Genomic DNA, 25,748 nt, shown 5'->3' with positions numbered 1-25,748 from the left:
ATGCAAGACACTATCGGCTTGACCCGCCAGCAGATCGCGCAGTTGCTGGCCAGCGACATCCCCGACGGCTCCATCGTCAACCTGGGCATCGGCATGCCGACGCTGGTGGGCGACTACCTGCCCACCGACAAGGACATCCTGCTGCACAGCGAAAACGGCATCCTGGGCATGGGTCCCGCCGCCAGCGGCGACAACGTGGACCCCGACCTGATCAACGCCAGCCGCCAGCCGATCACGCTGTTGGACGGCGCGTCCATCACCGAGCACACCGTGTCGTTCGCGATGATGCGCGGCGGCCATCTGGACTACGCCGTGCTCGGCGCCTTCCAGGTATCTGCATCCGGCGACCTGGCCAACTGGAAGACCGATGCGGCCGACGCCATTCCCGCCGTGGGCGGTGCGATGGACCTGGCAGTGGGCGCCAAGCAGGTGCTGGTCACGATGGAACACCGCGGCCGTGACGGCACGCCAAAGGTGCTTCGGCAATGCACTTATCCGCTGACGGGCAAGGGCGTGGTGACGCGCATCTATACCGACCTGGCGGTGATCGATGTGACGCCCGGGGGCTTGAATGTCTACGCCATGAAAGCGGGCATCAGCGCGGCCTTCCTGCGCTCCGTGACCGATGCGCCGCTGAACTTCCCGCAAACGCCGCGCGTCATCGTGTTGGACCTGGCGGGCGCACCGCGCTACGCCTGACGGTTTGCGCCCGCTTGCGGGCCAAGGAGATCCCTGATGATCCGTTCCCTTCTGATCGCCGTGTCGCTCGGCGCCCTGTCCCTGGGCCCCGCGCAGGCCGCGCCCGTGTATCCCGACAAACCGGTCACCCTGCTGATCCCGTATCCGCCGGGCGGCAGCGCCGATATGCTGGCCCGTCCGCTGGGCGCGGAACTGCAGAAGAAGTGGGGCCAGCCAGTGGTGCTGGAATACAAGCCGGGCGCGGGCGGCGCCATCGCATCCGCGCAACTGGCGCGCGCCAAACCCGACGGCTACACATTGCTGATGGTGCTGGCCGCGCATGCCATCAATCCCAGCCTGTACCCGTCCTTGCCTTACGACACCCGCCGCGACTTCGCGCCGGTCTCGCTGGTGGCGACGTTGCCCATGCTGGTCGCCGCGCCCTTGTCCACGCCGGCCAATACCATTCCGGAACTGATCGCTTATGGCAAGGGCCACCCCGGCAAACTCAGTTTCGCGTCGGCGGGCAACGGCAATACCAGCCATCTGGCCGCCGAGATGTTCAAGAGCCAGACGGGCGTGGACATGATGCATGTGCCGTACAAAGGCAGTGGGCCGGCGGTCGTCGCCTTGCTGGGCGGCGAGGTGTCGCTGATGTTCGACAGCATCTCCACGTCGTTGCCGCAGGTGCAGGCGGGCAAACTGAAGGCGATCGCCGTGACGGGCGAACGCCGCTCGCCCTTGTTGCCCGACGTGCCGACGGTGGCGGAAAGCGTGCCGGGCTTCGTGGTGAACGGCTGGTACGGCGTGCTGGCGCCGGCGGGCACGCCGCCCGACGTCGTCAACGCGTTAAGCCGCGGCATTGCCGAGGCCGTGGCGCTACCGGCGTTAAAGCAACAACTGGCGGGCTACGGCTACGAAACGGTGGGTTCGACGCCGGCCGAATTCGCCAGCCATATCGACCGCGAACTGGAGACGTGGAAAAAAGCGGTGGAAGTCTCGGGGGCCAAGCTGAATTAAGCAGGGACCGGCGGGTCCCTGTTGCAAGACTCCGTCGCGCCGCGCTACACCGTCAACACGCAGTCCAGCGCTTCGGGGGCGCGCAGCTTCGCGCGGAACGCACGTAGCTCGTCGCGGCGGAACACATGCACCGTCACGCGGTCGCCCGGGCGGTATTGCGCCAGCAGCAGGTCCAGGCCGGCGGGCGCATCCACCCGCAACCCATCCACCGCCACCAGCACATCGCCTGCCGACAGGCCGGCCTGATGGCCCGCGCCGCCTTCCAGCACGGTGGCCAGCAGCAGGGAGTCACCCTGTTTGCGGGTGCGCACGTCCAGCGACGGGATGTTGGCGGTTGTCTTCCATTGCAGCGTGATGCCTTCGGCGGCCAGCAGTTCGGCCAGCGGCACATCGGCCGTGCCGTAGGCGTGGCGCGCGATGAAGCGGCGGGCATCCACCCCGGTGGCCTCCTGGATCAGCGCGGGCAAGCCGTCTTCGGGCAGGCCCTGCGGATGGCCTTGATAGAAGTCGCGTCCATAGCGGTCCCACAGCAGGCGCATCACATCGTCCAGCGAATGTCGGCCCGCGCTGTCGCGTCGGATCAGCAAGTCCAGGCCCAGCGCCACCAGCGCGCCCTTGGTGTAGTAGCTGACCAGCGCGTTGGGCGAGTTCTCGTCCTGCTTGTAATAGCGGGTCCAGGCGTCAAACGAACTTTCCGCCACCGACTGCTTGGCGCGGCCCGGCGTGCGGGCCACGCTGGTGATGGTCTTGGCAAGCAGGCGCAGATAGTCGGACTGCGTGATCGCGCCGGAACGCAACAGCAGCAGGTCGTCGTAATAGGACGTGAAGCCTTCGAACACCCACAGCAGGCGCGTCAGGTCGGGCTGGTCCAGGTGATAGGGCGCAAAGGCCTGCGGCTTGATGCGCTTGACGTTCCAGGTATGGAAGTACTCGTGGCTGACCAGGCCCAGAAAGCCGCGGTAGCCTTCGCCCTGGCCTTGCTGGCCCACCACCGGCAGGTCCTTGCGCGACGTCATCAGCGCGGTGCTGGCGCGATGCTCCAGACCGCCGTACCCGTCGCCCGTCACCATGGTCATGAAGACGTAGCGGTCGGTGCTGTCCAGGAAAGGCGCGCGCTTCGTGCGCGGTTCGAAGAATTCGATCTGCGTTTCGCAGATCTTCTTCACGTCGCCCGTGATGCGGGCCAGGTCCAGGTTCGGCGTCACGCCGGTGAATACGAGTTCATGTTCCGCGCCGTGGGCGGTGAAGGTCGCCACGTGCGGCGTGCCCATTTCCACGGGGTGATCGATCAGCGCATCGTAGTCAGGCGCCAGGTACAGGCCGAAGCCGTGGCGGCGGGCGGCGCCCCGATGGCCGCGGGCTTCCGGCAGGCTGGTGTAGACCTTCCAACCGTCCAGCCCGCGCGGCGGCGCAAGATCCAACAGGCAGGGCAGGTGATCCTGGCCGTGCACGCGCAGGAACACGCTGGTGCCATTGAAGAAGCCGTGGCTGTCATCCAGATGCGCCCCGCGCACCGACAGGTCCCAGGCGTAGACCTCGTATTCGACGCGCAGCGGGCCGTCGCACGGTGCGGCCTGCCACGTGTGGTTGTCGATTTTGTCGACATTCACGCGCCGCGTGCCGGCATGCGCCGACAGGGATTCGATCTGGCGCGAGAAATCGCGGATGAGATAGCTGCCGGGAATCCACGCCGGCAGCGACAGGCGCTGGCCTTCCGGAGAGGGCGTGTCGATGGTTAGGGTTATCCGGTAGCGGTGTCCTGCCGGATCGAACGGCGCAAGGCGGTAAAGTATCGGAAAAGCGGCATCTGGTTTTTTCATGCTTCTATCTTATTACTGGAGACATTCAATGAGCGAGTCGTTTGTACTGGTCGAAACCCGGGGCCGCGTCGGCCTGCTGACGCTGAACCGCCCCAAGGCGCTGAATGCGCTGAACGATCAACTGATGGACGAGCTCGGCGCGGCGCTGCTGGCGTTCGAGGCGAACGCCGACATCGGCTGCGTGGTCATCACCGGCAGCGAGAAGGCCTTTGCCGCGGGCGCCGACATCGGCGCGATGAAAGACTGGTCGTACATGGACGTGTATGGCAGCGAATACATTACCCGCAACTGGGAAACCCTGAAACGCATCCGCAAGCCCGTGATCGCCGCAGTCGCCGGCTACGCCCTGGGCGGCGGCTGCGAGCTGGCCATGATGTGCGACATCATCATTGCCGCCGACACCGCCAAGTTCGGCCAACCGGAAATCAAGCTGGGCGTGATCCCCGGGGCCGGCGGCACGCAGCGTCTGCCGCGCGCCGTGGGCAAGGCCAAGGCGATGGACCTGGCGTTGACCGCGCGCATGATGGGCGCGGAAGAAGCGGAGCGCGCCGGGCTGGTGTCGCGCGTGGTCGCTGCGGACAAGCTGCTCGAAGAGGCACTGGACGCCGCCACTGTCATCGCCTCCATGTCGCTGCCGTCCGTGATGATGGCCAAGGAATGCGTGAACCGCGCGTTCGAAAGCTCGCTGAACGAAGGGCTGCTGTTCGAGCGCCGCGTGTTCCATTCGTTGTTCGCCACCGAGGACCAGAAGGAAGGCATGGCGGCTTTCAGCGAAAAGCGCAAACCGGACTTTAAACACCGTTAATTGTTGTTACGTCCGCGCCGCAGGCGTGGGCAAGCCCGAATCCTTCGACGCGCCCGCACCGGGCGCGTTTTTCATGGGCGGCCAGGACGCGTTTCCCCGTTGCGCCTTGAAACGTCTGGGCAGCACCTTGTTGCAGGGATCTTCCCTATGCTGGTTAAGCGTCATCAAGAGGTGCCGCGCCAGAGCGGCTTGTCCCACCTGGCAAGTCCCGCGCGGCGGCTCGCTTGCAAACAAAATCAACAAGGAGCCTTGCATGCGTACTTATATCGCCAATCGCCGGTGGTCCGCCGCGATTCTCGCGGGCGCGCTCAGCGCCTGCTTCGTGACCGCCACTCAGGCTCAATCCCCGCAGTCCACGCTGCGCCTGGTGTCTGAAACCCCTTATCCCGCCACGACCGCCGCGCCGCAAATGAGCGAGCAGGAGCTGCGCGATACGGCCATCGACGCCTATGTCTATGCGTATCCCATGGTGCTGATGGAGCTGGCGCGCCGCAAGGCCACCGCCGTGCAAAGCCCGCTGGATGGTCGCGCGCCGGTGAACCAGTTCGGCCACAAGACGGCTTTCCCGGACCCGCGTGCCGCCGATACGCCGTGGCCTAGCGCCGACGCGCTGTACTCCAGCCTGTGGTTCGATGTGTCGCAGGCGCCGCTGATCGTGAACCTGCCCGACACCGGCGGACGCTATTCCGTGTTGTCGGCGCTGGACATGTGGAGCGACGTGTTCGCCTCGCGCGGCACCCGCACTAATGGCCGTGGCCCGCAATCCTTTGCGATCGTCGGCCCGAACTGGCAGGGCAACGTTCCCGCCGGCGTCGACGTCATCCGCAGCCCCACTTCGACCGGCTGGCTGATCGGCTGGACGCAGACCGGCGGTCCGCAGGACTACGCCGCGGTCAATCAGATCCAGGCCGGCATGACGGCCGCCCCGCTGGTCGCGCAGACGGCCTCCACGCCGGTGCGTGGCGGCCGCCACAGCGGTAACGCCTATCCGCAGACCGGGACTGGCGTGGGTTCGGCCCCGATCGGCAGCGGCTTGCCGATGCCCACGCCGGTGAATCTGCCCGACGGCACGCCGGCCGAGCAGGCGGCCAGCATGGACGCGGCGTCGTTCTTCACCCTGTTCTTCGATGTGTTGCGCAACAATCCGCCGCATGCCAACGATTCGCCGATCCTGGATCGCATGCGCCGCATTGGCCTGGACGGTCGCCAGCCGTTCTCGTATGGGCGCTTGAGCCCGGCCGTGCAGCAGGCTTTGGCCGACGCCCAACCGTTGGCGGGCCGACGCATCGCCGATGGCGTATCGCGTCTGGGCACGCCGATCAACGGCTGGAACACGGTCCTGTCGGGCATCGGCACGTACGGCACGGACTACGCGCGCCGCGCGGCGATCGCCTATGCGGGTCTGGGCGCGCCGACGCCGGAAGACGTGTTGTACCCGGTGACGGTGGCCGACTCGAAGGGCCGCCCGCTGGACGCAAGCGAGGACTACGTGCTGCACTTTGACAAGGGCCAGTTGCCACCAGTCAATGCGTTCTGGTCGCTGCATGTCTATAACGACAAGCACGGCTTCGCCGACAACCCGGCCAACCGTTACGCGCTGCGCAGCACCGACGGGCTGAAGTACAACGCGGACGGATCGCTGGACATCTACATCCAGCGCCGCGACCCCGGCGACAAGAAGCGGTCGAACTGGGTCAGCACGCCGGCCGCCGATGGTCCGTTCTTGTTGAGCCTGCGCCTGTATTGGCCGCAAGACACGGCGCTGGACGGATTGTGGGCGCCGCCGCCGGTCAAGGAAGACTAAGTCTTCGCAAGCGGTTGGCACCGCCAGCCGGAACAATGCGGCCCCGATGTCCGGGGCCGCATTGTTTGAAGCGGGGCAGGGGCGTTGCGCAAGCCTTGCGCAGCGCGCTTGAGCGCCACGTTCGCGTCCCTATTTTTGGTGTTCGCGTTAGTGCGTGAGGGCCGTTGTTTGCACCTTACAAACGGCCGAAAGTTCATTTGCTTGGGCAAAAAGAATCACGCTATACTCTGCGGGTTTGACGCTTGCGGGATAAGAACACGTGGCGGCTGGTAAGCAGTGAATGGATGCGGAATGCGGGGAAGAACGCGAAAGCAAACGCTGAGCAAATGCTGCAAAGCAAATGCTGCAAAGCAAACTAAGCGAATGCTGAAAAGCGGGCCCAGGCAGTCTGAACCCAGGCACTAGCGCGTACTTGAAAGCGGTGCCTTTGACCTATGTAGGGCCAAAGGATCAGGTTTCAAGTGCGGGCACGCCGGTTCTGATAGGGGCAAGAAGTACAGCGGGGTAGTTTGATGCAGCAGAACTCGATGCAACATGTGCAACAGGGTTTGTTGGACCAGGACGAGATGGATAAAGTTCTGGTTCTTAGCGACGCGGATCGCGCGGCGCTGGATGCTCAAGCTAGCCGCGGGCTCCTGTTGGCATTGGCGGCGCAAGGCGCCATGGGGCTCGCAGCGGCAGTAATTGCGGGAGTTGTCGGAGGGGCGGCGGCTGGTTGGTCGGCGCTGGCGGGGGCGGGAGCGTATTTCATACCCAATGCATTGTTTGCATTGCGCCTGGTTGTCAGCGTTCGGGCCGGTCGCGCCAACCCTTTTACCTTTCTCTCTGGTGAGTTGATCAAGCTGTTCGCAACGGCATTGTTGTTGTGGATGCTTTCGCGTGTGGCTCAGGACACCCTGGTGTGGCCTGCCGCGTTGCTCGGTCTGATACTCACATTGAAGGGTTATCTCTTGCTCTTGATGTTCCGCAAGTTGTCTTAGCGCCGAGTAGTAAGTAGCGGCAAACGTGATCGTGGAATCGTCCGGCTCGCAAGGGTTCGGGCATACAGCAAATAGGGTAGGATTCAAATGGCTGCTGCCAGCGACGTGTCGCCTCAGTCCGCGTATATTCAGCATCACCTGGTGCACCTGAACAATACCGGTGAGAAACAGAGCGCAATTGCTCAGTTCGACATCATCAATTACGACTCGTTGTTCTGGTCCGGCCTGATGGGTCTGATCGTCATCTTCTTTCTGTGGCGCGCTGCTCGCCGCGCCACCAGTGGCGTGCCGACCCGCTTCCAGGCTTTTGTGGAAATGATCGTCGACATGGTCGACGACCAGGCCAAGGGCATCGTCCACAACGCCAAGAGCCGTCTTTTCATCGCCCCGCTGGCGCTCACCGTGTTCCTCTGGATCATCCTGATGAACGCGCTGGACTTGCTGCCGGTTGACCTGCTGCCTTCCATCTGGCGCCTGACCGGCCTGGGTGCGGAACACGGCGATCCCCTCTATTACCACCGCATTCTGCCGACCGCCGACCTGAACGTGCCGATGGGCATGTCGCTGGGCGTGCTGCTGCTGATGTTCTATTACGGCATCAAGATCAAGCACCCGGGCGGCTTCGTCAAAGAACTGTTCACCGCGCCGTTCCATGCGCATGGCCTGGGCGCCGTTGTGCTGGCCCCGTTCAACCTGCTGTTGAACCTGATCGAATACGCCGCCAAGTCCGTGTCGCTGGGCATGCGGTTGTTCGGCAACATGTTCGCCGGCGAACTGATTTTCATGCTGATCGCCCTCCTGGGCGGCGCCTGGACCGGCTTTAACGGCGCCAGCATCGGCTTGGGAATTGGCCACGTGCTGGCCGGCTCCATCTGGGCGATCTTCCACATCCTGATCGTTCTGCTGCAGGCCTTCATTTTCATGATGCTGACGCTGGTGTACCTCGGCCAGGCACACGAAGGCCACTGATCCCCCGAATTTCTTGCGCTGGCCACCCGGCCAGCGTGGGATAGCAAGATTATCTTGCATTGAGCTGTACCTCTTATTTTTCAATTTTTGACTTCAGATTTCTAACCAAGGAGTTGTCATGACCAACGTCGCTTTCGTTGCCCTCGCTTGCGGTCTCATCATCGGTTTGGGTGCTATCGGCGCTTGCATCGGCATCGCACTGATGGGCGGCAAGTATCTGGAAGCTTCGGCTCGTCAGCCTGAGCTGATGAACGCTCTGCAAACGAAGATGTTCCTGCTGGCTGGCCTGATCGACGCGGCATTCCTGATCGGCGTGGGTATTGCCATGCTGTTCGCCTTCGCCAATCCGTTCGTCGGCTAAGGCAGCGCCCGCCGGCGAATAGGCGGGTCATGACGCTGGCGGCGATGTGGGCGCAAGTCCCGTCGCCGGTCAGCAAAGTATCGAGTGCTCCGTGACGCCCCTTTCCGGGTGCGGTCGGAGCCGCAAGGTGTTAAAGGAACGACCGTGAATCTGAACGCGACGATCATTTTCCAGATGCTCGTGTTCTTCGTTCTGGGCTGGTTCACGATGAAATTCGTGTGGCCTCCTCTGACGAAGGCGATGGACGAGCGCCGCCAAAAAATCGCCGACGGCCTTGCCGCCGCCGAGAAGGGCAAAGCCGACTTGGCTCAAGCCCAGGCGCGTGTCAGTCTTATCGAGGCTTCTGCCAAGTCCGAAAACCATGCCCGCATCATCGAGGCCGAAAAGCAAGCCGCCTCCCTGATCGAGCAAGCCCGCCGTGAAGCGGAAGCTGAACGCGCCCGTATCGTGGCTCAAGCTGCTCAAGATGCCGCGCAGGAAGTCCAGCGCGCTCGTGACTCGCTGCGCGACGACGTTGCCGCGTTGGCTGTCAAGGGTGCTGAACAGATCCTCAAGCGCGAGGTTGACGCCCGCGCCCACGCCGAGCTGCTGAACCAGCTTCGCGCGCAGCTTTAATCCGGGACCGTCATGGCTGAACTTTCCACTGTTGCCCGTCCCTACGCTGAAGCGCTCTTCAGCGCAGCGCGCGACGACAAGGCCGGCTTGCCGGCCTGGGCCGACCTGGTCAGCGAAATGTCGCAGGTCGCCTCCAACCCCGACGTGCGCGAGGCCATGGCCGATCCGCGTCTGGGCGACAAGCAGCGCGTTGAGCTGTTTTCCGGCCTGATCAAGGCCGAACTGCCGCAGGCCGCCCGTAATTTCATCGCGCTGCTGGTTGAAAACGACCGACTGCTGCTGCTGCCCGACATCGCCACGCAATTCGTGGTGCTGCGGAATCGTCACGAGGGCACGGCGCAGGCGGAAATCACCAGCGCGTTCGAACTGAGCGACGACCAGGTCAAAGAACTGGTTGCCGCGCTCGAACAAAAATTCGGCCTCAAGCTCAAGCCCAACGTCACCGTCGACCAGTCGTTGATCGGCGGCGTGCGCGTGGCTGTCGGCGACCAGGTGCTCGATACTTCCGTACAAGCCCAATTGGTCCGCATGCGCGATCAGCTCGCCGCTTAAGGCAACTAACAGGATTCCAGGAGTCAATATGCAACTCAATCCCTCCGAGATCAGCGAACTGCTCAAGAGCCGCATCGAGGGCCTGGGCGCTTCGGCTGATGTCCGTACTCAGGGCACCGTCGTGTCCGTGACCGACGGTATTACCCGCATCCACGGCTTGTCCGACGTGATGCAGGGCGAAATGCTCGAATTTCCCAACAACGTTTTCGGTCTGGCGCTCAACCTCGAGCGTGATTCCGTCGGCGCCGTTATCCTCGGCGACTACACCGGCATCTCCGAAGGCGACCAGGTCAAGACGACCGGCCGCATTCTGGAAGTCCCGGTTGGTCCGGAACTGAAAGGCCGCGTGGTCAACACGCTGGGCGAGCCGATCGACGGCAAGGGCCCGATCAACGCCAAGGCCACCGACATCATCGAAAAAGTGGCGCCTGGCGTTATCGCCCGCCGCTCGGTGTCGCAGCCGCTGCAAACCGGCGTCAAGGCTATCGACTCGATGGTGCCGATCGGCCGCGGCCAGCGCGAACTGATCATTGGCGACCGCCAGACCGGCAAGACCGCCGTCGCTGTCGACACGATCATCAGCCAGAAGGGCAAGGGCGTCACCTGCGTGTACGTCGCCATCGGCCAGAAGGCTTCCACGATCAACAACGTGGTCCGCAAGCTGGAAGAGCACGGCGCGATGGAATACACCATCGTCGTGGCCGCCACCGCTTCCGACTCCGCCGCCATGCAATACCTGGCCGCCTACGCCGGTTGCACGATGGGCGAATACTTCCGCGATCGCGGCGAAGACGCCCTGATCGTTTATGACGATCTGACCAAGCAAGCCTGGGCCTATCGCCAGGTGTCGCTGCTGCTGCGCCGTCCGCCGGGCCGTGAAGCCTACCCGGGCGACGTGTTCTACCTGCACTCGCGCCTGCTGGAACGTGCTGCCCGCGTGAACGAAGACTACGTCGAAAAGTTCACCAACGGCGCCGTCAAGGGCAAGACCGGTTCGCTGACCGCGCTGCCGATCATCGAAACGCAGGCTGGCGACGTGTCCGCTTTCGTTCCGACCAACGTGATCTCGATCACCGACGGCCAGATCTTCCTGGAAACCGACCTGTTCAACGCCGGTGTCCGCCCCGCAATCAACGCCGGTATCTCGGTGTCGCGTGTGGGTGGCGCTGCTCAGACCAAGGTCGTCAAGAAGCTGTCCGGCGGTATCCGTACCGACTTGGCGCAGTACCGTGAACTGGCTGCCTTCGCGCAGTTCGCTTCCGACCTGGACGACGCGACCCGTCGCCAGCTGGAACGCGGCAAGCGCGTGGTGGAACTGCTCAAGCAGCCGCAATACCAGCCGCTGCAAGTGTGGGAACTGGCCGTCACGCTGTACACGGTCAACAACGGCTACCTGGATGACGTGGACGTGGCCCAAGTGCTGTCGTTCGAGAAGTCGCTGAAGGATCAGTTGAAGGCCAAGCATGCGGCCATGATCCAGCGCATCGAAGACACCAAGGAACTGTCCAAGGACGACGAGGCCGAATTGGCCACCGCCGTTCAGGAATTCAAGAAGCACGGTGCTTTTTAAGAAAGTGATGGGTTAGGCGTCTGCAACGCCTCACCCATCCTTACCGGATGGTTGAGGCGTGAGCGGAACCCATCGGCCAGTCTTCACAGGAAAGCGCAATGCCCGGAATTAAGGAAATCCGAACCAAGATCAAGAGCGTGCAAAACACGCGCAAGATCACCAAGGCGATGGAAATGGTCGCCGCATCCAAAATGCGCAAGGCGCAGGAACGGATGCGTGCTGGTCGTCCGTACGCCACCAAGGTGCGCGAGATTGCTGCGCACCTGATGCAGGCCAACCCCGAGTACAGCCACCCGTACCTGGTCGAACGCGAAATCAAAGCGGTCGGCGTGGTCATGGTGACGACTGACAAGGGTTTGTGCGGCGGCTTGAACACCAACATCACTCGCGTGACGTTGGGCAAGCTGAAAGAGTTCGAGAAAAACGGCATCGCCGTGCAAGCGACCGCTTTCGGCAATAAGGGCGTGGGTGTGCTGACCCGTATCGGCGCCAATCTGGTTTCCCAGGAAGTGCAACTGGGCGACAAGCCGCAACTGGACCGCCTGCTGGGCGCGATCAAGGTGCAGCTGGACGCCTACCTGGATGGCCGCATCGACGCGCTGTACGTGGCTTCGACCCGCTTCGTCAACACGATGAAGCAGGAGCCGTTGTTCTTGCGTCTGCTGCCGTTGGCCAGTGGTTTGGAAGATCCGTACCAAACGGGTGCTGATAGCCTGGCCAAGACGTCGGAAGTGAAGTCGGACTACAGCTGGGATTACATCTACGAACCCGACGCCCGTAGCGTGATCGACGACCTGCTGCAGCGTTACGTTGAAGGCCTGCTGTATCAAGCCGTGGCCGAGAACATGGCTTCGGAGCAGTCGGCCCGGATGGTCGCCATGAAGGCGGCGTCGGACAACGCCAAGAAGGTCATCGGAGAGCTGCAACTGGTCTACAACAAGACCCGTCAGGCCGCGATCACCAAAGAAATTTCGGAAATCGTAGGGGGCGCTGCCGCCGTTTAAGGCAGGCAGCTCCCATCTAAAGCTATCAAGCAAGGAATCGACATGAGCAACGGAACCATCGTTCAGTGCATCGGCGCCGTGGTGGATATTCAGTTCCCCCGCGATCACATGCCCAAGATCTATGAAGCGCTTACCCTGGCCGACGACGAGTCCTCGTCGTTCGCCGAAAAGGGCCTGACGCTGGAAGTGCAGCAACAGCTGGGCGACGGCGTGGTGCGTACCATTGCGCTGGGCTCCAGCGACGGTCTGCGCCGCGGCATGAAGGTCACGGGCACGGGCGCCCCGATCTCGGTGCCGGTCGGCACCGGCACGCTGGGTCGCATCATGGACGTGCTGGGTCGTCCCATCGACGAAGCCGGCCCGATCCAACACGAAGAAAAGCGTGGCATCCACCAATCGGCTCCCCGTTTCGACGAACTGTCGCCGTCCGTGGAACTGCTGGAAACCGGCATCAAGGTGATTGACTTGGTGTGCCCGTTCGCAAAGGGCGGCAAGGTCGGCCTGTTCGGCGGCGCCGGCGTGGGCAAGACCGTGAACATGATGGAACTCATCAACAACATCGCCAAGCAGCACAGCGGTTTGTCGGTGTTTGCCGGCGTGGGTGAGCGTACTCGCGAAGGCAACGACTTCTACCACGAAATGGAAGAGTCGAACGTTCTGGACAAGGTCGCCATGGTGTTCGGTCAGATGAACGAACCCCCTGGCAACCGTCTGCGCGTGGCGCTGACCGGCCTGACGATGGCCGAGAAGTTCCGTGACGAAGGCCGCGACATCCTGTTCTTCGTGGACAACATCTACCGCTACACGCTGGCCGGTACCGAAGTGTCCGCACTGCTGGGCCGTATGCCGTCGGCCGTGGGCTACCAGCCCACGCTGGCTGAAGAAATGGGCAAGCTGCAAGAGCGCATCACGTCGACCAAGACGGGCTCGATCACGTCCATCCAGGCCGTGTACGTCCCTGCGGATGACTTGACCGACCCGTCGCCTGCCACGACCTTCCAGCATTTGGACTCCACCGTCGTGCTGTCGCGTGACATCGCTTCGCTGGGTATCTACCCGGCCGTGGATCCGCTGGATTCGTCCAGCCGCCAGCTCGACCCGCAAGTCGTCGGCGAAGAGCACTACGCGGTTGCCCGCGGCGTGCAGCAAACGCTGCAGCGCTACAAGGAACTGCGCGACATTATCGCGATTCTGGGTATGGACGAACTGTCGCCCGACGACAAGCAGGCCGTGGCCCGCGCTCGTAAGATCCAGCGCTTCCTGTCGCAGCCGTTCCACGTCGCTGAAGTGTTCACGGGCTCGCCCGGCAAGTACGTTCCGCTGGCTGAAACCATCCGTGGTTTCAAGATGATCGTGAACGGCGAGTGCGATTCCCTGCCGGAACAGGCCTTCTACATGGTCGGTTCGATCGACGAGGCCTTCGAGAAGGCCAAGAAACTGCAATAAGGAACCGATATGGCTACCCTGCATGTGGATGTCGTCAGCGCAGAGGAAGCGATCTTCTCCGGTGAGGCGAAGTTCGTGGTGCTGCCTGGCGAAGCGGGTGAACTGGGCATTCTGCCCGGCCACACCCCGCTGATTTCGCGCATACGCCCCGGGACGGTCAAGATCGTTCGTGCCGACCAAGGCGAGGAAAACATCTTCGTCGCCGGGGGCATTCTGGAAGTGCAGCCGGGCAGCGTGACGGTTCTGGCCGACACGGCTATCCGTGCTTCGGATCTGGACGAAGCCCGTGCCCTGGAAGCTCGCAAAAAGGCCGAAGAGGCCCTTGCGAACGCCAAGGACAAGGCTGACATCGCTGTCGTCGAAGCGGAACTCGCCATGCTGGCTGCGCAAGCCATCGCGGCGCGCAAGCTGCGTCAAGGCGGTCGTTCGCACTAAGCGGCGAAGCAGTACCCCGGGGTTCGCCCCGGAACGAAAAAAGCGGCCCATGGCCGCTTTTTTCATTTCCGCGCGTTGCTTGCGGCAGGCCGTTGCCCCACCTGCCGGGCGACCGCAATGCGTTCAATACGAATGGCGATACGGATGCCGCGACAGTAGCCTTCCACTTTGCGTACAGAGCCAAAGGGGAGAAGCGTGCGAGAAGTCCTGGATTGCGGCGTTCTGCTGGCGCCTGGCCACGAAGGCGCCATGCGGGATTGGGTGGCCCGGCATCACGCCCGCATGGCGCGGGTACGGCTGCACCTGGTGCCCCTTGGGGAATCCGGGCCGTTCCCCGGCCCGGACCCGCTGCCGTTGCAGGACCACGACGTCCGGGCGCTGGCGCGCCTGGCGGTGTCGCTCAGGCGATATGACGGCTGCATCCTGCCCGTGACGCCGTCCACGGTCTCCTGGGCGCGGATGGCCCTGGCGCAGGCGGGTGCCGCCCTGACGACCCCGGTGTTGCTGCTGATGGACGACATGAAGGCCCCTGCCATCGAAGACCTGCTGGGGTTGGGCGTGGCGGACTTCATCGCGCAACCGGCCTGCCTGGAAAGCGTCAGGGTGCGTTTGGGCCGGATGGCGCGGCCGGCGGCCTGGCGGCAGCCGGCACGCGCGGGCCTGGAAGAGCCGCCGGCGCGCTATCCGGGGGCCAACGGTCCGGGCCGGCACGAGCAGGCCCGGCCGCGCGTGCCGGCGGCATTCGTCGACCAGGCGCTGGCCGGCATGCGAGACCATCGGGACAGGTGGGACAACTGCGATGCCCGAGACAGCCGAGACAGCCGGGAAAGTCGGGAAAATCGGGAAAATCGGGATCCGCGGCGCCTGCCGGCGCAGGAATCGTTCCGGGTGGCGAAGTCCCTGGTGGTGGACGGCTTCGAGCGGGACTACATCCGTCACGCGCTGTCGCGCCATGGCGGCAATGTGGCCCAGGCGGCGAGGGCTTGCGCCAAGCACCGGCGCGCGTTCTGGGCGCTGATGCGCAAGCACGGCATCGAGGCGGCTCCCTATCGGCAAGCGGCGCTGGCGCGCCGTCTGGGCGATTGAACTGCCGCGGGCTTGCGTCCAGACAAGACGCGTCTGCCGCCCGGGCGCGCCTTGTCAGCTTGGGGAAGTAAAATCACGGCTTCCGATCATCGAGGATAGTCGTGTCTGCTTCCAGCTTGAAGAACGATGTGTTCTTGCGCTCGCTCTTGCGCGAGCCCGTGCCCTACACCCCGATCTGGCTGATGCGCCAGGCGGGTCGCTACCTGCCCGAGTACCGCGCGACGCGCGCCCGGGCGGGCTCTTTCATGGGCCTGGCTCAGAATCCGGACTACGCGATGGAAGTCACATTGCAGCCGCTCGAGCGTTTCGACCTGGATGCGGCCATCCTGTTCTCGGACATCCTGACCGTGCCGCATGCGATGGGCCTGGGCCTGGATTTTGCCGAAGGCGAAGGCCCGCGCTTTGCCCGCCCCGTGCGCACCGAGGACGACGTGGCGCGCCTGGCCGTGCCCGACATGGACAAGCTGCGTTACGTGTTCGACGCGGTCAGCGTGATTCGCCGCGAGCTGGACGGCAAGGTGCCGCTGATCGGTTTTGCCGGCAGCCCGTTCACCATTGCGTGCTACATGGTTGAAGGGCAGGGCAGCGACGATTACCGGCTGATCAAGACGATGCTGTATTCGCGTCCGGACCTGCTGCACCGCATCCTGGAAATCAACGCTGAAGCCACGCTGCAATACCTGAACGCGCAGATCGCCGCGGGTGCCCAAGCGGTCATGCTGTTCGATAGCTGGGGCGGCGTGCTGGCTGACGGCCTGTTCCAGCAATTCTCACTGGCGTACACGAAGAAGGTCGTGGCCGGCCTGACCCGCGAACACGAAGGCCGGCGAGTCCCGGTCATCGTCTTCACCAAAGGCGGCGGCCAGTGGCTGGAACAGATTGCGGCTTGCGGCTGCGACGCGGTGGGGCTGGACTGGACGGTGGATCTGGCCGCGGCCCGCCGCCGCACGGGAGATTCCGTGGCTTTCCAGGGCAACCTGGATCCGATGGCGCTGTTTGGCGGCGCGTCCGCCATCCGGACGGAGGCTCGCCGCGTTTTGGACGCATTTGGCCCGGTTGGCAAGGGCGGTCATGTGTTCAATCTGGGCCATGGCATTTCACGCTTTACGCCGCCGGAAGCCGTAGCGGAATTGGTCGACGAAGTCCACCAACATAGCCGCTCGCTGAGGGGGTAAGTGAGTGGACGCTTCGGTCCGAAGGGCCGAAGTTTGAGGGCCCCGGCAAGTACTTGTGCACAGCAAGATTTTGATCGGGGAAAACCCTTTAGAAGCTAGTTTACAATCTTGGAAGCTTGCATAAGCTATTGTTTTAATAGACAAAAATCAAGTTTTCCACCGGATTGCAACAGCGTACGCAATCTACGCTTATTCCAAATCTTGACGTTGCTCCAGCCTTTTCCCCAAAGTTATCCACAGGCCGTCCGCCCCATGCACCGTCCAACCCCCCATGTCTGAAGCGCCGCCGATTACGACTCCCGCAGCCGTTTGCTGGGTGCGCGTGGCGCTGGACGTGCCCCTGCCCGGCCCCTTCGATTACCGCAGCGACGCGCCCGTACCGGTCGGGCTGCGGGTGATTGTGCCGTTCGGACGGCGCAAGATGATCGGCGTGGTGGTTGAGAACCCGGCAGAGCCGTCTTTCGATCCCAAGCAGATCCGCCCCATCGAACAGGTGTTGGACGACCTGCCGCCTTTTGACGAAGACTGGTTGCGCCTGGCCCGGTTTGCCGCGGACTATTACCAACGACCCTTGGGCGAGGTGATGCTGCCCACGTTGCCGCCGCCCTTGCGCAAACCCACCGCATACCAGGGCAAGCGGTCGGCGGGCGGGCCGGTGGCGCGGCTGGACAACCGCAAACGCAAGGCGGTGCGCGCGCCGGCCAAGGCCGATCAGCCGCCCGAACTGAACGAGGCGCAAGCCGCCGCGGTGGACGCCATTGGCGCACTGGCGGGGTTCAAGCCCGTGTTGCTGCATGGCGTGACGGGCAGCGGCAAGACCGAGGTGTATCTGCGCGCCGCCGAACGCGTACTGGCACAGGGGCGCCAAGTGCTCCTGATGGTGCCCGAAATCAACCTGACGCCGCAGTTGGAAGGCGCGCTGCGCGCGCGCCTTGAGGCGGTGGTGGGCCCGGACGGGCTGGCGGTCATGCACAGCGGCCTGTCCGACGGCGAACGCCTGCAGGCCTGGGCCCGCGCCCAGCGCGGCGACGCGCGCATGCTGCTGGGCACGCGCATGTCGATCTTCGCGCCCTTGAGCAAGCTGGGCCTGATCGTCGTGGACGAAGAACACGATGCCTCCTACAAGCAGCAGGACGGCCTGCGCTATTCGGCGCGCGACCTGGCTGTGTGGCGGGCCCACGACCTGGACATTCCCGTGGTGCTGGGGTCGGCCACGCCGTCCCTGGAAACGTGGCAGCACGCCGAACGGGGCCGTTATCTGCGCCTGACGCTGCCGGCCCGCGCGCGTTCCAGCAGCCTGCCGTCCATGCGGCTGGTGGATACGCGCCGCCTGCAGATGAAGCACGGCATGTCGCCCCACCTGCTGGAGGCCATTGGGCAGCGGCTGGAACGTAAAGAGCAGTCGCTGATCTTCCTGAACCGGCGGGGCTATTCGCCGGTGCTGCATTGCCAGTCTTGCGCGTGGGTGAGCAATTGCCCGCGCTGCACGGCATTCACCGTGTTGCACCGCACCGAAGGCCGCGGTCATCGCCTGCAATGCCACCATTGCGGCTACCAGGCGCCGGTGCCGCATGCGTGCCCGGAATGCGGCGACCAGGACCTGGCGCCGATGGGCCGCGGCACGCAGCGCATCGAAGAACATCTTGCCGAGCTGTTCCCGGGCGCGCGCATCTTGCGCATCGATGCCGACAGCACTCGAAAAAAGGGCAGCGCCGAGGCGCTGTTCGCCTCGGTGCATGCGGGCGAGGTCGACATTCTGGTCGGCACGCAGATGGTGGCGAAGGGCCACGATTTTGCCCGGCTGGGGCTGGTGGGCGTGCTGAATTCCGATTCGATGCTGTTCGCGCACGACTTCCGCGCACCCGAGCGTCTGTTCGCCCAATTGATGCAGGTGGCAGGCCGTGCGGGCCGTCACCAGGGCAACGGCGAAGTGCTGATCCAGACCGGCTATCCCGAGCAGCCCGTGTACCAGGCGCTGCTGCGCCACGACTACGCCGGCTTTGCGCGGCACGCGCTGCACGAACGCGAAAGCACCGGCTTGCCGCCCTTCGTCTACCAGGCGCTATTGACCGCCGAGGCGCGCGAGCTGAAGGTGGCGCAGGCGTTCCTGGAACGCGCGCGGGTGCTGCCGGAAGGCGAGTGGGCGGCGGACTTTCCCGGCCTGGACGCGATCATGCTGTACGACCCGGTGCCGCTGCGCGTGGTGCGGGTGGCCAATATCGAGCGCGCGCAGCTGCTGGTGGAGAGCGCCAGCCGGCCCGCCCTGCAGGCGTTCCTGGCGTCGTGGTCGCACCACCTGCCTTACATCGCCAACGAGGCGCGCGTGCGCTGGCAGCTGGAAGTCGATCCGCTGGAGATCTGACCCTCGGCAACGGCCGATGCGTCATCCATCCGATTGTTCTATGATCGTCTTCCTCTATCGCGCTGGCGCGGCAGGCCCGCATCGGCGGCTGCGCCCGTCCCCATTTTTTCGCGTGTTACCGGCCCGCTGACGGGCGGCTGCAGGCCTTGCGCCTGGCGGCCGCATCCGCATTGCGGCGAGCGCGATGCATGACGATCCAACTCAAAATGTCCGCAAGCGAATCGATTGGTCAAGGCATGAATCCCGCCCAAAAGGAGGCGGTGCTTTACCTGGACGGCCCGTGCCTGGTGCTGGCTGGCGCGGGTAGCGGAAAAACGCGCGTGATCACGCAGAAGATCGCCTATCTGCTGCGGGAATGCGGCTACATGGGCCGCAACGTGGTGGCCCTGACCTTCACCAACAAGGCCGCGCGCGAGATGGACGAGCGCGTGAAGACGCTGGTGGACCGCAAGCTGTCCAAGGGCCTGATCATCAGCACGTTTCACTCGCTGGGTGTGAAGATGCTGCGCGAAGAAGCGCGCAACGCGGGCCTGAAACCTACGTTTTCGATCCTGGACGCCGACGATGCCATGTCGATCATCCAGGAACTGTTGGCCACGACCGACAAGGCCCGCCTGCGCCACGTGCAGGGCATTATCTCGCTGTGGAAGAACGCGCTGCTGGAGCCGGACGACGCCGCGCGCGAAGCCGTCACGCCCGGCGACGTCGAAGCGGCCAACATCTACCGCAGCTACGCCGCCACGCTGGCCGCCTATCAGGCGGTGGATTTCGATGACCTGATCCGCATCCCTGCCTTGCTGCTGGCCAGCAACGAGGAAGTGCGCACGCGTTGGCAGAACCGCGTGCGCTACCTGCTGGTGGACGAATACCAGGACACCAACGTGTGCCAGTACCGTCTGGTGCAGCTGCTGACCGGGTCACGCGCCATGTTCACGGCGGTCGGCGACGACGATCAGGCGATTTACGCCTGGCGCGGCGCCACGATCGAAAACCTGGCCAAGCTGACGACCGACTATCCCAACATCAAGCTCATCAAGCTAGAGCAGAACTACCGCTCGGTGCAGCGCATTCTGGCGGCCGCCAACCAGGTTATCGAAAAGAACCCCAAGCTGTTCGAGAAGAAGCTGTGGTCGGACCTGGGCGTGGGCGAACCGATCCTGGTGTCGGCGATGGACGGCGAAGAGCAGGAAGCGGAATCGATTGCCATGAAGGTCTCGGTCTCGCGCTTCGAACGTCAGGCGCAGTGGAAGGATTTTGCCATCCTGTACCGCAGCAACCACCAGTCGCGCATCCTGGAGCAGGCCCTGCGCAACATGAAGATTCCGTACACGATTTCGGGTGGGCAGAGCTTTTTCGACAAGACCGAAGTGCGCGACGTGCTGTCGTACCTGCGGCTGCTGGCCAATGACGATGACGATCCCGCGTTCATCCGCGCCGCCACCACGCCCAAGCGCGGCATCGGCCAGGCGACCTTGCAGGTGCTGGGGCAGTACGCGGCCACGCGCGAGATCTCGCTGCTGGCGGCGGTGGCCGAGACCGGGCTGGAGAGCCAGTTGGCGCCGCGCCAGCTGGACCCGCTGCGCACCTTCGCCGAGTTCATCCGGCGCATGCAATGGCGCGCCGGACGCGGCGCGGCCTCTGGCAAGGACGCGGCGCCCGCCGAACCCGCGGGCGTCATCCTGGACGACCTGGTGGAAGCCATCCAGTACGAACGCCATCTGTTCGAACTGTTCGAAGAGCGCCCGGCGCAAACGCGCTGGCAGAACGTGCTGGAATTGACGGGCTGGCTCAAGCGCAAGGCCGAAGAAGACAACATGACGCTCTTCGATCTGGTGCAGCACGTGGCGTTGGTCACCATGCTGGAGCGCGGTGAAGAAGACGAGCCCGATGCCGTCAAGATGTCGACGCTGCACGCGTCCAAGGGGCTGGAGTATCCGCACGTATACCTGGCCGGCGTGGAAGAGGGGCTGCTGCCCCACCTGGGCAAGGACGACGAGGTCGGCGACCCGGCGCGCGCCGCCGAGAATCTGGCCACGCGCATCCAGGAGGAACGCCGCCTGATGTACGTGGGCATCACGCGCGCGCAGCGCAGCCTGAACCTGAGCTGGTGCAAGCGCCGCCGCCGCGCCCGCGAAGACCTGGTGCGCGAGCCGTCGCGCTTCATCGAAGAGATGGGGCTGGGCGACGTGCGGGTGCAGGAAGACGAAGCCACGGCCGCCATGAATCCCAAGGAGCGCATGGCGATGCTGAAGGCGCTGCTGAAGAAGTAGCGCGTGGGAGCCGGCGCCATGACAGACGATGTCCGATACCACCCGGTGCCCGGCACGCCGGGGCTAGTGCTGGGCGAGGCGCGGTTCAGCGCGTTCCAGTTCGACCGCCACTACCACGTCGACTATCACATCGGACTGGTGACGCAGGGCGTGCAGCGCCAGTGCTTCCGGGGCAAGAGCATCCTGCTGGGCCCGGGAGGCATCGCCCTGATGCCGCCTGGCGAGATCCACGACGGCGTGGGTGTCGGCAACGATGGCGCGTCCTACACACTGAAGACGTTCCGCCTGTCGGCCGAGCTGATGCGCGGCTTCATCGAAGAGGTGTCGGGCGAGACCGCCGATGAACGCTTTTTCGGCACCCTGGTCGAGGACACCGCGCTGGCCGCCCGTTTCATGCTGCTGCACAGCGCGTGGATGTCCGGCGCGCCGGCTGCGCCGCTGGCGCAGGAGTCGCAATCGCTGGCGCTGATGGGCGCCTTGTTCGCGCGGACGGGCGCCGTGCGGCCCGAAGTTGTCAAAGGCGGCCTGTCGGCCACGCATCTGCGCGCGGTGCGAGACTATTGCCACGCGCACCTGTGCGAGAAGATCGCGCTGGACGATCTGGCCCGGCTGTGTGGATTAAGCCGCTTTCAATTTCTGCGGCGCTTCACGCATTCCGCAGGGTTGACGCCGCATGCGTGGCTGGTGCGGCTGCGGCTTGAGCGCGCTTGCGGGGCCCTGGCCGCCGCGAAGGGGTCGGTGGCCCAGGTGGCGGCGGATGTGGGCTTCTACGACCAGAGCCACTTCAACCGCGCGTTCCGCACGGCTTACGGCGCACCGCCCTCGGCCTATCTGCCCGCGGCGTAAGGCGCCGGCAGGCGCCTTACGAAAGGCCTCAGGACACCCGTGCGCGCAGCGCCGACAGGAAATGGTCCACGTCCTGTGCCTGCGTGGCGAACGACGTTACCAGGCGCACGACGCCAGGACCCCAGCGGTCGTGATAGAAGCGAAAACCATCGGCCAGCAGGCCTTCGATGGCATGAGCGGGCAATTGGCAGAACAGAATGTTGGCATCGGCCGTGCCCTGCAACGTCACGCCTGCAAGCCCCTGCATGCCGGCCGCCAGGCGCGCGGCCATGGCGTTGGCCTGGCGCGCGTTGCGCAGCCACAGGTCGCCGTCCAGATACGCTTCCAGCTGCGCTGACAGCAGCCGCATTTTCGAGAACAGGTGCCCGCCGCGCTTGCGCCGGAATTCCAGTTCGCGGGCGCGATCCGGATTGAACACCACGATGGCCTCGGCGCCCAGCACGCCGTTCTTGGTGGCGCCAAACGACAGGATTTCGACGCCCGCCTTCCACGTCATTTCCGCCGGCGTGCACGCCAGGCTGACCAGCGCGTTCGCAAAGCGCGCGCCGTCCATGTGCAAAGGCAAGCCGGCATCCCGGCAGACGTCGCCGATGGCGTTGATCTCATCCTGCGTGTAGACCGCGCCGGTCTCGGTGGCCTGGGTGATGCTGACGCAGGACGGTTGGACGGAGTGCACGTCGCCCACTTTGCGGCGCGCTTCGATGGCCAGTTCCGCAGGGTCGATCTTGGCGGATTCGCCGGCCAGCAGCTTCAGCCGCGCGCCATGCGTGTAGAACTCTGGTGCGCCGCATTCATCGTTGGCGATATGGGCCTGCGCGTGGCAGAGCACGGCGCCCCACGGCGGGGTCAACGCGGCCAGGCTGATCGCGTTGGCGGCGGTGCCGGTGGGCACCAGCAGCACGTCCACCTCGTGTTCGAAGATGTCGGCCAGTTTGCGTTGCACGCGCAACGTGCCGTCGTCCGTGCCATAGGCCGGCGCCTGCCCGGCGCCCGCGCGCATCAGGGCGTCGAAGACTTCGGGGCTTGCGCCCGCGATGTTGTCGCTGGAAAAGCCCTGTTGCAGGGCGGGGACGGATGAGGACGTATTCACGGGGCAGGTTCCGGCTGATACTGGGAAAGCGCCACTATGCCGTCGCCCGGGCGCGCAAGCTTGTAGAAAATTGCGGGTCGCTCCTACACTGGGCACGACTGTCTTGAAGGAGCGCGTCATGTGTCGTTGGCTGGCCTACACCGGTAATCCCCTGCAGATGGAAAGCGTGCTGTTCAAGGCGAAGCACTCCCTCATCGACCAGAGCCTGCACGCGCGCCTGGGCGCCACCACGACGAACGGAGACGGTTTCGGGCTGGGGTGGTATGGCCGCCCCGCGGATGGCCGCCCGCCAGAGCCGCCGTTCCGCTACCGCAGCGTGCATCCGGCCTGGAACGACCGTAACCTGCGTGAGGCGGCGCGCGCGATCCACGCGCCGTTGTTCGTGGCGCATATCCGCGCGGCCACCGATACGCCCGCGCAGGAAACCAATTGCCATCCGTTCCGGCACGGGCAGTGGCTGTTCGTGCATAACGGCGTGATTCGCGACTACCCGCTCTTGCGCCGCGACCTGATGCTGATGATCGCGCCGGCGTATTTCGGCTCGCTCGAGGGGTCCACGGACTCCGAGGTGATGTTCCTGCTGGCGCTGACGTTCGGCCTGGAGGAAGACCCCATCCCGGCACTGGCGCGCATGGTGGGCGCGGTGGAGGAGACCGGGCGGCGCCATGGCGTGGCGCATCCCATCAACATGACCGTCTGCGCGCTGGACGGCGAACGCCTGATCGCGGTGCGTTATTCCAGCGAAACCGAGTCGCGCACGTTGTTCCACAATACCTGCGTGCGGCACTTGCGCGAGCTCTATCCCGACGATCCGCAGATCGCGGCGCTGGACGAAGATGCCTTTCTGCTGCTGTCCGAGCCGCTGAGCGAGATGCCGGGAGCCTGGGAAGAGGTGCCAGAAGCCACGGCGATCATCGCCGGGCGGGGCGACGTGGCGCACTATCCGTTCGTGCCGATCCCGCCTGGGGCGGCCCAGTGATAAGTAAGGCCCCCCACGCTGCGCACGCCTTGCGTGCTTGCTGCCCCCCGAGGGGGCGCTTTTATCTTGGGGCGGCCCGGCGATAAAAGGGGTCATCAAGCACGTATTCCTCATATGGGGGAGAATGCGTGTCGCATGACTTTGCGACGTCCTGGGCCGCGAAAGCACCCTAACTGAATAAGGAAGTTGCATGACTAATAGCAAAACCCCGCAGGCCTCTGACGCATTGGCGGTGTTTACGCACACGGGGAGCGCCCCGGTTCGCTTTGAATTGCATGACAAGGGTGTCGTCAGCCAGCAGGGCGACACGCGCCAATACGCCGCTTTCGCGGATATCCAGGATCTCTGCCTGTTCGCTGCCGGCCCGGACGCCGCAGCGGGCCCGGTCAACAGCCTTGCCTATCGCACGGACGCGGCAGCAGACTGGACCGTGGTGCCCAGCGGCATCACCGATTTTCCCGTTTTCATGGATGGATTCCGTTCGCGCTACGTCGAGCAGCGCCTGCCGGTGCTGGAAGCGGCGATCGCCAATGGCGCGCGTGTTCCGTTCCGCTATGTGAAGGCCGGCGAATTTCCTCGCCTGGAAACGCAAGAGCTGGCTCTGTCGGCGGAAGGGCTGCACATCGGCGGCGCCACCTGGCCCTACGAGTCGCTCAAGCGCATTGACCTGAATGACTGGACCGAGACGGTCACCCTGCAAGACGACAGCGGCAAGACGGTGTTCTCGTGCCTGGCCACGCGCATCCTCAGTTCGGACCTGTTGGTTAACCTGGTGTACGACCAGTTGGGACAAACGGCGGAATACGCCTGAGTGGGCATGGCCCCAGCGGCGCCAGGCGCGCCGGCTGTTCCCGGATGAAGAAAGGGCCGCTGTCAGCGGCCCTTTTCCATTCAGTGCCCCGCGTGCAGCGCGGGATTCAAGGCGCCCCAGGCGGCGGTGCGCACCAGGCATTCGACCACGCCGGTCTGCGAGTTGCGGCGGAACAGCAGGCCATGCTGGCCCGCTAGCTGCAGGGCCTTCACGACGGCGCCTTCCGGCGTCAGCACGCGGGTGCCGGCGGTGACGTAGCAGCCGGCCTCGACCACGCAGTCATCGCCCAGCGAAATGCCCAGCCCGGAGTTGGCGCCCAGCAGGCAGCGTTTGCCGATGGACACGACTTGCTTGCCGCCGCCGGACATGGTGCCCATGATGGAGGCGCCGCCGCCGATGTCGCTGCCGTCGTCGACGATGACGCCCGCGCTGATGCGGCCTTCGACCATGGACGCGCCGAGCGTGCCGGCGTTGAAGTTGCAGAACCCTTCATGCAGTACGGTGGTGCCGGGCGACAGATGCGCGCCCAGGCGCACGCGCGCGGTATCGGCGATGCGGACGCCACCGGGGACGACGTAGTCGGTCATGCGCGGGATTTTGTCGACGCCGCGGATCTCAAGGGTCTGGCCGGTGGCGCGTAGTTGCCAGCGCAAGGCGTCGACCTGATCGACGGCGCAAGGGCCGACGGAGGTCCACGCAACGTTGGCCAGCACGCCAAACAAGCCATCCAGGTTGGCGCCGTGCGGGCGGATCAGCCGATGGCTAAGCAGGTGCAGGCGCAGATAGGCGTCATGTGCGTCAGCGGGCGGTTCGTCGAGCGAGGCGATGGCGGTGCGCACGGCAACGATATCGACTTTACGGCGGGTGTCCCGGATGAGAGCGGTGGGAACGTGTTCGCCAAGCGCGGCACGCGCTTCTTCGGGCGTCAGATGACGGGTCCCGCCAGCGGGAGCGTGATCGGCCAGCGAGGGGCGCGGATACCAGGTATCCAGAACGGTGCCGTCAGCGGCAAGCGTGGCAAGGCCATAAGCGATGGCGCTTTGAGGGGCGGGGGCGGCGGCGGACATGGC

General features: G+C 64.6%; 23 protein-coding genes. 20 read left to right on the top strand and 3 right to left on the bottom strand.

Features of this window, described 5'->3' with window-relative positions:
* A complete protein-coding gene (locus ACE039_RS24510) occupies nucleotides 1-699 on the top strand; it encodes a 3-oxoacid CoA-transferase subunit B (RefSeq protein ID WP_485823550.1) in 699 nt (232 codons plus the stop codon).
* Between the two features lie 36 nt (nucleotides 700-735).
* Nucleotides 736-1,698: a Bug family tripartite tricarboxylate transporter substrate binding protein gene (locus ACE039_RS24505; RefSeq protein WP_105559602.1), complete on the top strand. Its 963-nt coding sequence runs from the start codon at nucleotides 736-738 to the stop codon at nucleotides 1,696-1,698.
* Nucleotides 1,699-1,742: 44 nt separating this feature from the next.
* Here the strand turns inward: ACE039_RS24505 and ACE039_RS24500 are convergent, their stop codons facing one another.
* A complete protein-coding gene (locus ACE039_RS24500; RefSeq protein ID WP_485823549.1) occupies nucleotides 1,743-3,518 on the bottom strand; it encodes a M61 family metallopeptidase in 1,776 nt (591 codons plus the stop codon).
* Between the two features lie 28 nt (nucleotides 3,519-3,546).
* Between ACE039_RS24500 and ACE039_RS24495 the strand changes: the two genes are divergently transcribed.
* The 16 genes from ACE039_RS24495 to ACE039_RS24420 all read left to right on the top strand — a co-directional run bounded on the left by ACE039_RS24495 (nucleotide 3,547) and on the right by ACE039_RS24420 (nucleotide 21,798).
* On the top strand, nucleotides 3,547-4,323 hold the full coding sequence (locus ACE039_RS24495) for an enoyl-CoA hydratase (RefSeq protein WP_310034023.1): 777 nt from the start codon (nucleotides 3,547-3,549) through the stop codon (nucleotides 4,321-4,323).
* Nucleotides 4,324-4,576: 253 nt separating this feature from the next.
* Entirely contained in the window at nucleotides 4,577-6,127 is a 1,551-nt protein-coding gene (locus ACE039_RS24490; RefSeq protein WP_485823548.1) for a DUF1254 domain-containing protein, read from the top strand.
* Nucleotides 6,128-6,693: 566 nt separating this feature from the next.
* Nucleotides 6,694-7,107 carry an ATP synthase subunit I gene (locus tag ACE039_RS24485; protein WP_448710271.1) on the top strand — a complete coding sequence of 138 codons (414 nt, stop codon included), beginning with the start codon at nucleotides 6,694-6,696 and terminating at the stop codon, nucleotides 7,105-7,107.
* Nucleotides 7,108-7,194: 87 nt separating this feature from the next.
* Nucleotides 7,195-8,076 (top strand): F0F1 ATP synthase subunit A, encoded by an 882-nt coding sequence (atpB, locus tag ACE039_RS24480; RefSeq protein ID WP_416028905.1) that lies wholly within the window; start codon nucleotides 7,195-7,197, stop codon nucleotides 8,074-8,076.
* Between the two features lie 118 nt (nucleotides 8,077-8,194).
* Entirely contained in the window at nucleotides 8,195-8,437 is a 243-nt protein-coding gene (gene atpE, locus ACE039_RS24475; RefSeq protein WP_003815363.1) for a F0F1 ATP synthase subunit C, read from the top strand.
* A gap of 144 nt (nucleotides 8,438-8,581) precedes the next feature.
* Nucleotides 8,582-9,052, top strand: a complete 471-nt coding sequence (locus tag ACE039_RS24470; protein WP_006227275.1) for a F0F1 ATP synthase subunit B — start codon at nucleotides 8,582-8,584, stop codon at nucleotides 9,050-9,052.
* 12 nt (nucleotides 9,053-9,064) lie between these two features.
* Nucleotides 9,065-9,604: a F0F1 ATP synthase subunit delta gene (locus ACE039_RS24465; protein WP_448710266.1), complete on the top strand. Its 540-nt coding sequence runs from the start codon at nucleotides 9,065-9,067 to the stop codon at nucleotides 9,602-9,604.
* Between the two features lie 28 nt (nucleotides 9,605-9,632).
* The gene (atpA, locus tag ACE039_RS24460) at nucleotides 9,633-11,174 is read left to right on the top strand and encodes a F0F1 ATP synthase subunit alpha (RefSeq protein WP_054421222.1); all 1,542 of its coding nucleotides are present in this window, start codon (nucleotides 9,633-9,635) and stop codon (nucleotides 11,172-11,174) included.
* 98 nt (nucleotides 11,175-11,272) lie between these two features.
* Nucleotides 11,273-12,178 carry a F0F1 ATP synthase subunit gamma gene (gene atpG, locus ACE039_RS24455; RefSeq protein ID WP_105559608.1) on the top strand — a complete coding sequence of 302 codons (906 nt, stop codon included), beginning with the start codon at nucleotides 11,273-11,275 and terminating at the stop codon, nucleotides 12,176-12,178.
* A 42-nt stretch (nucleotides 12,179-12,220) separates the two neighbouring features.
* Nucleotides 12,221-13,624, top strand: a complete 1,404-nt coding sequence (atpD, locus tag ACE039_RS24450; RefSeq protein WP_310034027.1) for a F0F1 ATP synthase subunit beta — start codon at nucleotides 12,221-12,223, stop codon at nucleotides 13,622-13,624.
* A gap of 9 nt (nucleotides 13,625-13,633) precedes the next feature.
* Nucleotides 13,634-14,059 carry a F0F1 ATP synthase subunit epsilon gene (locus ACE039_RS24445; RefSeq protein WP_105559610.1) on the top strand — a complete coding sequence of 142 codons (426 nt, stop codon included), beginning with the start codon at nucleotides 13,634-13,636 and terminating at the stop codon, nucleotides 14,057-14,059.
* Between the two features lie 195 nt (nucleotides 14,060-14,254).
* Nucleotides 14,255-15,145, top strand: coding sequence for a helix-turn-helix domain-containing protein (locus ACE039_RS24440; protein WP_485823547.1), 891 nt, complete (start codon nucleotides 14,255-14,257; stop codon nucleotides 15,143-15,145).
* Between the two features lie 101 nt (nucleotides 15,146-15,246).
* Nucleotides 15,247-16,320: a uroporphyrinogen decarboxylase gene (gene hemE, locus ACE039_RS24435; RefSeq protein ID WP_105559611.1), complete on the top strand. Its 1,074-nt coding sequence runs from the start codon at nucleotides 15,247-15,249 to the stop codon at nucleotides 16,318-16,320.
* 271 nt (nucleotides 16,321-16,591) lie between these two features.
* Nucleotides 16,592-18,682, top strand: coding sequence for a primosomal protein N' (locus tag ACE039_RS24430; RefSeq protein ID WP_485823546.1), 2,091 nt, complete (start codon nucleotides 16,592-16,594; stop codon nucleotides 18,680-18,682).
* Nucleotides 18,683-18,888: 206 nt separating this feature from the next.
* The gene (locus ACE039_RS24425) at nucleotides 18,889-20,952 is read left to right on the top strand and encodes a UvrD-helicase domain-containing protein (RefSeq protein ID WP_448708932.1); all 2,064 of its coding nucleotides are present in this window, start codon (nucleotides 18,889-18,891) and stop codon (nucleotides 20,950-20,952) included.
* Between the two features lie 18 nt (nucleotides 20,953-20,970).
* Complete coding sequence (locus ACE039_RS24420; RefSeq protein WP_485823545.1) at nucleotides 20,971-21,798, top strand: helix-turn-helix domain-containing protein; 828 nt, start codon at nucleotides 20,971-20,973, stop codon at nucleotides 21,796-21,798.
* Nucleotides 21,799-21,826: 28 nt separating this feature from the next.
* On the opposite strand, the gene ACE039_RS24415 is transcribed toward ACE039_RS24420, so the two are convergent.
* Nucleotides 21,827-22,888, bottom strand: a complete 1,062-nt coding sequence (locus ACE039_RS24415; protein ID WP_485823544.1) for a threonine aldolase family protein — start codon at nucleotides 22,886-22,888, stop codon at nucleotides 21,827-21,829.
* Between the two features lie 118 nt (nucleotides 22,889-23,006).
* Between ACE039_RS24415 and ACE039_RS24410 the strand changes: the two genes are divergently transcribed.
* Both ACE039_RS24410 and ACE039_RS24405 read left to right on the top strand, forming a co-directional pair.
* A complete protein-coding gene (locus ACE039_RS24410) occupies nucleotides 23,007-23,867 on the top strand; it encodes a class II glutamine amidotransferase (RefSeq protein WP_485823543.1) in 861 nt (286 codons plus the stop codon).
* A 190-nt stretch (nucleotides 23,868-24,057) separates the two neighbouring features.
* A complete protein-coding gene (locus ACE039_RS24405) occupies nucleotides 24,058-24,678 on the top strand; it encodes a hypothetical protein (protein ID WP_448708930.1) in 621 nt (206 codons plus the stop codon).
* Nucleotides 24,679-24,758: 80 nt separating this feature from the next.
* On the opposite strand, the gene dapD is transcribed toward ACE039_RS24405, so the two are convergent.
* Nucleotides 24,759-25,745, bottom strand: a complete 987-nt coding sequence (dapD, locus tag ACE039_RS24400; protein ID WP_485810865.1) for a 2,3,4,5-tetrahydropyridine-2,6-dicarboxylate N-succinyltransferase — start codon at nucleotides 25,743-25,745, stop codon at nucleotides 24,759-24,761.
* Nucleotides 25,746-25,748: the final 3 nt, after the last annotated feature.

It is taken from the genome of Achromobacter maghribensis (assembly GCF_057334215.1).
Note: the sequence above shows the minus strand (reverse complement) of the source record. Positions and strands in the feature narration are given on the sequence as shown.